Genomic DNA, 7,753 nt, shown 5'->3' on the forward strand with positions numbered 1-7,753 from the left:
CAAGGACACCCGCGGCATCATCCGCGTCCACCAGTTCAACAAGGTGGAGATGTTCAGCTTCACCACCCTGGAGGAGTCCGAGGCCGAGCACGAGCGCCTCCTCGCCTGGGAGGAGGAGATGCTCGCCAAGGTCGAGCTGCCCTACCGGGTCATCGACGTCGCCGCCGGGGACCTCGGCGCCTCCGCGGCCCGGAAGTTCGACTGCGAGGCCTGGCTGCCCAGCCAGGAGCGGTACCTGGAGATGACCTCCACCTCCAACTGCACGACCTTCCAGGCCCGCCGGCTGGGGATCCGCCACCGCGGACCCGCGGGTACCGAGCCGGTCGCCACCCTCAACGGCACCCTCGCCACCACCCGGTGGCTCGTCGCGATCCTGGAGAACCACCAGCTCCCCGACGGCTCGGTCCGCGTCCCGGCGGGGCTGCAGCCCTACCTCGGGGGGCTGGAGGTCCTCACCCCGGTGGACCGCGCATGACCCTCACCGCCGACGTCGTCCGCGACCACCTCCCCCCGGCGTTCCCCGCGGCGGGACCCGAGCTCATGGTCGCCCTCGACATCGACGGCACGCTCGTCGACCACGAGCAGCGGATGACGACGGCGGTGCGCGAGGCCGTGGCCGAGCTGCGCGACTCCGGGACCCAGGTGGTCCTGGCCACCGGGCGCTCGGTCTCCGCGGTGCTCCCCGTCCTGGAGGAGCTGGGGATCCGGCACGGGTGGGCGGTGTGCTCCAACGGCGCCGTCTGCCTGCGGCTGGACCCCGCGCTCCCGCACGGCTACGAGATCAGCGACGTCGTCACCTTCGACCCCGAGCCCACCCTCCGCCTGCTGCGTGAGGAGCTGCCCGACGGCCTGTTCGCCGTCGAGGACCTCGGCAAGGGGTTCAAGGTGAGCAGCCCCTTCCCGTTCGGGGAGCTGAGCGGAGAAGTCACCGTCGTCGACTTCGAGGAGCTGTGCAGCGCGCCCGCCAGCCGCGTGACGATCCGGGCCCCGCACCTGTCCGCGGACGACTTCCACGCCCTCGTCGACCGGGTCGGGCTGCACGGTGTCTCCTACGCCGTCGGCTGGACCGCCTGGCTCGACATCGCCCCCGAGGGCGTCACGAAGGCCAGCGCACTGGAGATGCTCCGTGAGCGCACCCGCACCGCGCGCGCGGCGACCGTCGCGGTGGGCGACGGCCGCAACGACATCGAGATGCTCCGGTGGGCCGCCCTCGGGGTGGCCATGGAGTGGGCCGACGAGGAGACCCGCGCGGCGGCTGACCTCGTCACCGGGTCGGTGCACGACGACGGCGTCGTCCCGGTGCTGCACGCCCTGCTCGGCCGCTGACCGGCGCCTCGTGACGGGATCGTTATCGACATCCGTTCCTGAAACGCCGACAGAAACGCCCGACCGTCGTTTGATGGGGGATACGTGTCCTGACCGATGACGGTGGAGGAGATCGATGACGACTCTCAGACGGCGTGCCGGCGTGCTCAGCGCCGCGACCGCGACGCTGGCCCTGCTCCTGGCCGCCTGCGGCGGCGCGGACGACCTCGGCGGCGGGATCGGTGGGGGCGCAGCAGCCCCCGAGGCGGGAGCGGAGGCGGAGGAGACCGACTGCTCCGCCTTCGCGGAGTACGGCAGCTTCGACGGCGAGACGGTCACGCTGTTCAGCTCGATCCGTGAGCAGGAGGCCGACCAGCTCCAGGACACCTTCGACGCCTTCACCGAGTGCACCGGCATCACCGTCCAGCACAACGGCTCCGGGGAGTTCGAGCAGCAGGTCGTCATCCAGGCGGAGAGCGGCAACGCGCCGGACCTGGCGATCTTCCCCCAGCCCGGCCTGCTCGAGCGGATGGTCCGCGAGGGGCACGTCGTCCCGGCGCCGGACGCCGTGGAGGCCAAGGTCGACGAGGGCTGGAGCGAGGACTGGAAGGCCTACGGCACGGTGGACGGCGAGTTCTACGCCGCCCCGCTCATGGCCAGCGTGAAGTCCTTCGTCTGGTACTCGCCCAGCGCCTTCGCGGAGAACGACTACGAGGTCCCCGAGACGTGGGACGAGCTCATGGCGCTGACCGAGCAGATCGCCGCCGACCACGGCTCCGACTCCGTCAAGCCCTGGTGCGCCGGCATCGAGTCCGGCGGCGCCACCGGGTGGCCCGCCACCGACTGGATCGAGGACGTCGTCCTGCGCTCCGCCGGCCCCGACGTCTACGACCGGTGGGTGGTCAACGAGGTCCCGTTCAACGACCCGGTCATCGTCGAGGCCGTCGAGACCGCCGGCGCCATCCTCAAGGACGACGACTACGTCAACGGCGGCATCGGCGACTCCCGCTCCATCGCGACGACGTCCTTCAACGACGGCGGCCTGCCGATCCTCGAGGGCGACTGCTTCCTGCACCGCCAGGCCTCCTTCTACGAGGCGCAGTGGCCCCAGGGCACCGAGGTCAGCCCGCAGGGCGACGTCTTCGCCTTCTACCTGCCCGGCTTCACCGCCGACGAGAGCCCGCTGCTCGTCGCCGGCGAGTTCGTCGGCGCCTTCAACGACGACGCGGCCACCCAGGCCGTCCAGGCCTTCATGGCCTCCGGCGAGTGGGCCAACACCCGCGTCGAGATCGGCGGGGTGACCTCGGCCAACCGTGCCGTCGACCCGGCGCTCGCATCCTCCGACGTCCTGCGCCTGGCCATCGAGCTGCTCCAGGACGACACCGCCGTCGCCCGCTTCGACGGCTCGGACCTCATGCCGTCCGAGGTCGGTGCCGGGTCCTTCTGGAGCGGCATGGTCGACTGGATCAACGGTGCGGACACCCAGGAGGTCCTGGACCAGGTCCAGGCCTCGTGGCCGTGACCTGACCGCGACGCGGGCGGGGCCGGGGCGCAGGCCCCGCTCCGCCCCGCGTCGCACGGAGGTGCGCATGGACTTCTTCCTCGGTTCCAAGATCGGCCAGATGGTGCTGGCCGTCCTCGCCCTCGCCGTCGTCGTCGCCGTCATCCTCGGTGCGGCCCGCCTGGCCGACCGGTTCACCGGACGCACCCGCACCCTGTGGATGATCCTCGCGTTCGGCGGCCCGGCGTTCTTCCTGCTCGGCCTGGGACTCGTCTACCCGGCGGTCCGGACCACGGTGATGTCGTTCATGGACCGCCGCTCCGAGGAGTGGGTCGGCCTGGCGAACTACGCGTGGGTGCTCACCGACCCCGACTCCCTCCAGGGCTTCCTCAACACCTTCCTCTGGGTGCTCCTCGTGCCGCTGGTGTCCACGACGGTCGGGCTGGTGTACGCGGTCCTCGTCGACAGCTCCCGCTTCGAGCGGCTCGCCAAGTCGCTGCTCTTCATGCCGATGGCGATCTCCTTCGTCGGGGCCGGCATCATCTGGAAGTTCGTCTACGAGTACCGCGGCGCCGCGCAGGAGCAGATCGGCCTGCTCAACGCGCTCATCGTCGGGCTCGGGTTCGAGCCGGTGCGCTTCCTGCAGGACTCGCCGTGGAACACCTTCTTCCTCATCGTCGTCATGATCTGGATCCAGGCCGGGTTCGCCATGGTGCTCCTGTCGGCCGCGATCAAGGCCATCCCGAGCGACATCGTCGAGGCGGCGCGGCTCGACGGCGTGAGCGGTTGGCAGATGTTCCGCCGCATCACCGTGCCGAGCGTGCGGCCCACGCTCGTCGTCGTCCTCACCACGATCACCATCGCGACGCTGAAGATCTTCGACATCCCGCGGACGATGACCGGCGCGCGCTTCGACACCCAGGTGCTGGCCAACCTCATGTACGACCAGTCCTTCACCTTCGGCAACAACGGGGTCGGCTCGGCGCTCGCCGTGGCGATCTTCGTCCTCGTCGTCCCGATCGTCGTGTTCAACGTGCGGCAGATGGTCCGCAACCGGGAGGTGCGCGGAGCATGAGCGTGATGCCGGCGAACCCGGCCGTCGCCGAACCGAGGACCGGACGCAGCCTGCCCGACCCGATGCGGACCGTGCGCCGGCCGGCGGCGAGCCGCGCCAAGGCGATGCTCGGCACGCGGATCGGCTCGGCCGCCGCCGTCCTCATCGCGGTGCTGTGGACCGTGCCCACGGCCGGGCTGTTCATCAGCTCCATCCGACCCGAGGCGCAGATCCGCACCACCGGCTGGTGGACCTTCCTCACCAGCCCCTCCTTCACGCTGGAGAACTACCAGGAGGTGCTCTTCGGACGCGCGTCCTCCGGAGCGCTCGCCGGCTTCTTCCTCAACTCCGTCGTCATCACCGTCCCCGCGACGCTCATCCCGCTCACCTTCGCGACGATGGCGGCCTACGCCTTCTCCGTCCTGCGGTGGCGGGGGCGCGACACCCTCTTCGTCGTCGTCTTCGCCCTGCAGATCGTGCCGCTGCAGATGTCCCTCATCCCACTGCTGCGGATCTTCGCCGGGACGGGGGCGGCCGAGGTCTTCCCCTACCTCGCGGTGTGGGTGGCCCACTCGGCGTTCGCCATGCCGCTGGCGACCTTCCTGCTCCACAACTTCATGTCGGAGATCCCGCGCGAGCTCGTCGAGGCCGCCCGCGTGGACGGCGCCGGGCACGTCACGGTGTTCCTCCGGGTCATGCTCCCGCTCCTCGTGCCGGCGATCGCGGCCTTCGCGATCTTCCAGTTCCTCTGGGTGTGGAACGACCTGCTCGTCGGGCTGACCTTCACCGGCGGCAACAACGCCGTGCAGCCACTGACGGCGCGCCTGTCGGAGATGGCGGGCTCCCGCGGGCAGGACTGGCACCTGCTGACGGCGGGCGCGTTCGTCTCGATCGTCGTCCCGCTCATCGTCTTCGTCACGCTGCAGCGGTACTTCGTCCGCGGGCTGCTGGCAGGGTCGGTCAAGGGCTGAGCACGGCTGCCCGCTAGGCTGTCGGGGCACCTCGACCGAAGGAGCTCCCTCTCATGGCTTGGCTCGGCACGGCCTCCCACGGCCGCTGGCTCGACGCGGAGGCCCGCGCGCTGCTCGACTTCGCCCGCGCCGCGGCCGTCCCCGCGGGGTTCGGGTACCTCGACGACGACGGCGCGGTCGACCCCGAGCGTCCGGTCGAGCTGTGGCTCACCTGCCGGATGACCCACTGTTTCGCCCTGGGGACACTCCTCGGCATCCCGGGTGCCGCTCCGCTCGCCGACCACGGCATGAGGGCACTGACCACCCGGCTGCGGGACGCCGAGCACGGCGGCTGGTTCTCCGCCGTCGGCACCGACGGGCCGGTGAACGAGGCCAAGGAGGCCTACGCGCACGCGTTCGTCGTGCTCGCCGCCGCCTCCGTGACGGCCGCCGGCCGGCCCGGGGGGCGTGAGCTGCTCGACGAGGCCCTGGCGGTGAGCACCGAGCGCTTCTGGCGGGAGGACGAGGGCGCGGTGCTCGAGTCCTGGGACCGCGGCTTCACCGTGGCCGAGGAGTACCGCGGCGTCAACGCCAACATGCACACCGTCGAGGCCTATCTCGCCGCCGCCGACGTCACCGGTGACGACGTGTGGCTCGACCGGGCGCTGCGTATCACCCGCAGGGTGCTCGACGGCTACGCCCGGGAGCAGGACTGGCGCATCCCCGAGCACTTCTCCGCCGGCTGGGAGCCGCTGCTCGACTACAACACCGACGACCGGGCCCACCAGTTCCGCCCCTTCGGCGCGACCGTCGGGCACTGGCTGGAGTGGGCGCGCCTCGCGCTGCACCTGCGGGAGGCGCTGATCGTCCGGGAGCGGCCCACCGAGGGCTGGCTGCTCGAGGCGGCCCGGGCGCTGTTCGACCGGGCCGTGGTCGATGGGTGGGCGGTCGACGGCGCAGACGGTTTCGTCTACACGGTGGACTTCGCCGGCGAGCCGGTGGTCCACGAGCGGATGCACTGGGTGGCGTGCGAGGCGGTCGGCGCGGCCGCCGCCCTCGAGCTCGTCACCGGGGAGCAGCAGTACGCCGAGTGGTACCAACGGGTGTGGGACTACGCCGCGACCCAGCTCATCCAGCGCCCCGGCGCCTGGCGGCACGAGCTCGACGCGCAGAACCGGCCGAGCGCCCGCACTTGGCCGGGCAAGCCGGACATCTACCACGCCCTCCAGGCCACCCTGATCCCGCGGCTGCCGCTCGCGCCCGCCCTGGCGCCCGCGCTGGCCCGCGGCCTGCTGGACGTCCGCCGGCCCCTGCTCTGACGCCGGACCGGCGCGAGGCGGTCAGCGGGCGTCGGTCACCAGGACCACCTTGCCGAACACCGCGCCGGAGTCGAGCAGTTCGTGTGCGCGCCCGGCCTCGGTGAACGGGATGCGCTCGTGGACGACGGCGCGGAACCGGCCGTCCGCGAGCATCGGCCACACGTGCTCGTGCACCGCCGCGACGATGGCGGCCTTCTCCTCCACCGGCCGGGGCCGCAGCAACGTGCCGTGGATGCTCCCCTGCCGCGCCATGAGCGCGATGAGGTCGAGCTCGCCGCGGCGCCCGCGCTGGGTGCCGATGACGACCAGCCGCCCGCCACGGGCGAGCATCTGCACGTTGTCGCCCAGACCGCCCGCGCCGAGGACGTCGAGGACGACGTCGGCGCCCCGGCCGTCGGTGGCCGCGGCGACGGCCGCGGGGACCTCACCCCGGTGGTCGATCCCCACGTCGGCGCCGAGCTCCTCGCACCGGGCGGCCCGCTCCGGCCCGCCGGCCGTGGCGAGGACCCGCGCCCCGAGCGCGCGGCCGAGCTGGATCGCGGCGGACCCCACCCCGCCCGAGCCGCCGTGGACGAGCAGCGTCTCCCCGTCACGCAACCGGCCGACGTCGACGAGGTTGGACCAGGCGGTGCAGACCGCCTCGGGCAGCGCCGCAGCGTCGCGGAGGTCGAGCCCGTCCGGCGCCGGGAGCAGCTGGCCCGCGGGCACCGCCACCCGTTCGGCGTAGCCGCCGCCGGCGAGCAGGGCGCACACCCGGTCCCCCTCCCGCCAGCCGGTGACGCCGTCGCCGACCTCCCGCACGGTGCCCGAGACCTCCAGTCCGAGGATGTCACTGGCCCCTGGGGGAGGGGCGTAGTGGCCCGCCCGCTGGAGCAGGTCCGCCCGGTTCACACCCGCGGCGGCGACGTCGACCACCACCTCACCGGGTGCGGGCGAGGGGTCGGGGACCTCGGTGAGCTCGAGACGGGAGTCCGCGGTGACGGTGATGGCACGCATGCCACATCCTTACCATCCGGCCCGACGGGCGCTGCGTAGACTGGTGGCGCCGTTGCGCCGAGAGGCGGCGGCAGGGAGGGCTGACAGAGCGGCCGAATGTGACGGTCTTGAAAACCGTTGTGGGGCAACCCACCGAGGGTTCGAATCCCTCGCCCTCCGCCACACGCGCCGGCCGGTCCTCCCGGCCGGCGGTCAAGCCGTGCCGGTGCTGCCTCTCACAGCACCTCGCCGGTGACGGCATCCACCCGTACCTCGGTGCTCGCGCCGTCGGTCGTCCGCAGCTCGACCTCCCACACGACGGCGCCGCCGTCGTCGGTGAGGTCGACCTCGACCACTGCCGCGCCGGTGTGCTGGGCCGCGGTCAGGGCGGCCTCACCAGCGGCGACGGACGCCTCCTCCAGCCGGCGGCGGTCCTCGTCGTCCAGCGCGTCGCTCCCGCTCTGCCGCACGATGGCGTTGCCGTCCCGGGAGAGGAGCATCTCGACGTCGTCGTCCCCGACGGCGACGGACACCTCCCACAGCGCCTCGCCGCCGTCCTCGGTCCGCTCGAGCTCGAAGGCCAGGCCGCCGAGCTCGTCGGCGGCGGTGCTCAGCGCCCGCACCGCGCCGTCCTCCGCGGGGATCGGCT

General features: G+C 72.4%; 8 protein-coding genes and 1 tRNA gene. 7 read left to right on the top strand and 2 right to left on the bottom strand.

The annotated features are described in order from the left end of the window. From Q0195_RS13835 to Q0195_RS13860, 6 genes are all read left to right on the top strand, one after another. Positions 1 to 475: aminoacyl--tRNA ligase-related protein (locus Q0195_RS13835; RefSeq protein WP_366518110.1), on the top strand; the 475-nt coding region annotated here is incomplete at its 5' end. Continuing rightward, positions 472 to 1,326 (top strand): HAD family hydrolase, encoded by an 855-nt coding sequence (locus Q0195_RS13840; RefSeq protein WP_299279525.1) that lies wholly within the window; start codon positions 472 to 474, stop codon positions 1,324 to 1,326. The genes Q0195_RS13835 and Q0195_RS13840, both read left to right, overlap by 4 nt. A 115-nt stretch (positions 1,327 to 1,441) precedes the next feature. After that, positions 1,442 to 2,827, top strand: coding sequence for an ABC transporter substrate-binding protein (locus tag Q0195_RS13845; RefSeq protein WP_299279527.1), 1,386 nt, complete (start codon positions 1,442 to 1,444; stop codon positions 2,825 to 2,827). 67 nt (positions 2,828 to 2,894) lie between these two features. After that, on the top strand, positions 2,895 to 3,881 hold the full coding sequence (locus Q0195_RS13850; RefSeq protein ID WP_299279529.1) for a sugar ABC transporter permease: 987 nt from the start codon (positions 2,895 to 2,897) through the stop codon (positions 3,879 to 3,881). Continuing rightward, a complete protein-coding gene (locus Q0195_RS13855; protein WP_299279531.1) occupies positions 3,878 to 4,831 on the top strand; it encodes a carbohydrate ABC transporter permease in 954 nt (317 codons plus the stop codon). The genes Q0195_RS13850 and Q0195_RS13855 overlap by 4 nt, the downstream gene beginning before the upstream one ends. Before the next feature lie 53 nt (positions 4,832 to 4,884). Further along, positions 4,885 to 6,129, top strand: a complete 1,245-nt coding sequence (locus tag Q0195_RS13860; RefSeq protein WP_299279533.1) for an AGE family epimerase/isomerase — start codon at positions 4,885 to 4,887, stop codon at positions 6,127 to 6,129. Between the two features lie 21 nt (positions 6,130 to 6,150). Here the strand turns inward: Q0195_RS13860 and Q0195_RS13865 are convergent, their stop codons facing one another. Then, complete coding sequence (locus Q0195_RS13865; RefSeq protein WP_299279535.1) at positions 6,151 to 7,125, bottom strand: NAD(P)H-quinone oxidoreductase; 975 nt, start codon at positions 7,123 to 7,125, stop codon at positions 6,151 to 6,153. Positions 7,126 to 7,199: 74 nt separating this feature from the next. Between Q0195_RS13865 and Q0195_RS13870 the strand changes: the two genes are divergently transcribed. After that, positions 7,200 to 7,287: transfer RNA gene (locus Q0195_RS13870), tRNA-Ser, on the top strand. 53 nt (positions 7,288 to 7,340) lie between these two features. Here Q0195_RS13870 and Q0195_RS13875 read toward each other — a convergent pair. Next, positions 7,341 to 7,753 (bottom strand): PepSY domain-containing protein (locus Q0195_RS13875; protein ID WP_299279537.1); only part of this gene is annotated, 413 nt, incomplete at its 5' end.

The organism is uncultured Georgenia sp., from assembly GCF_937958535.1.
Taxonomy (GTDB): Bacteria; Actinomycetota; Actinomycetes; order Actinomycetales; family Actinomycetaceae; genus Oceanitalea.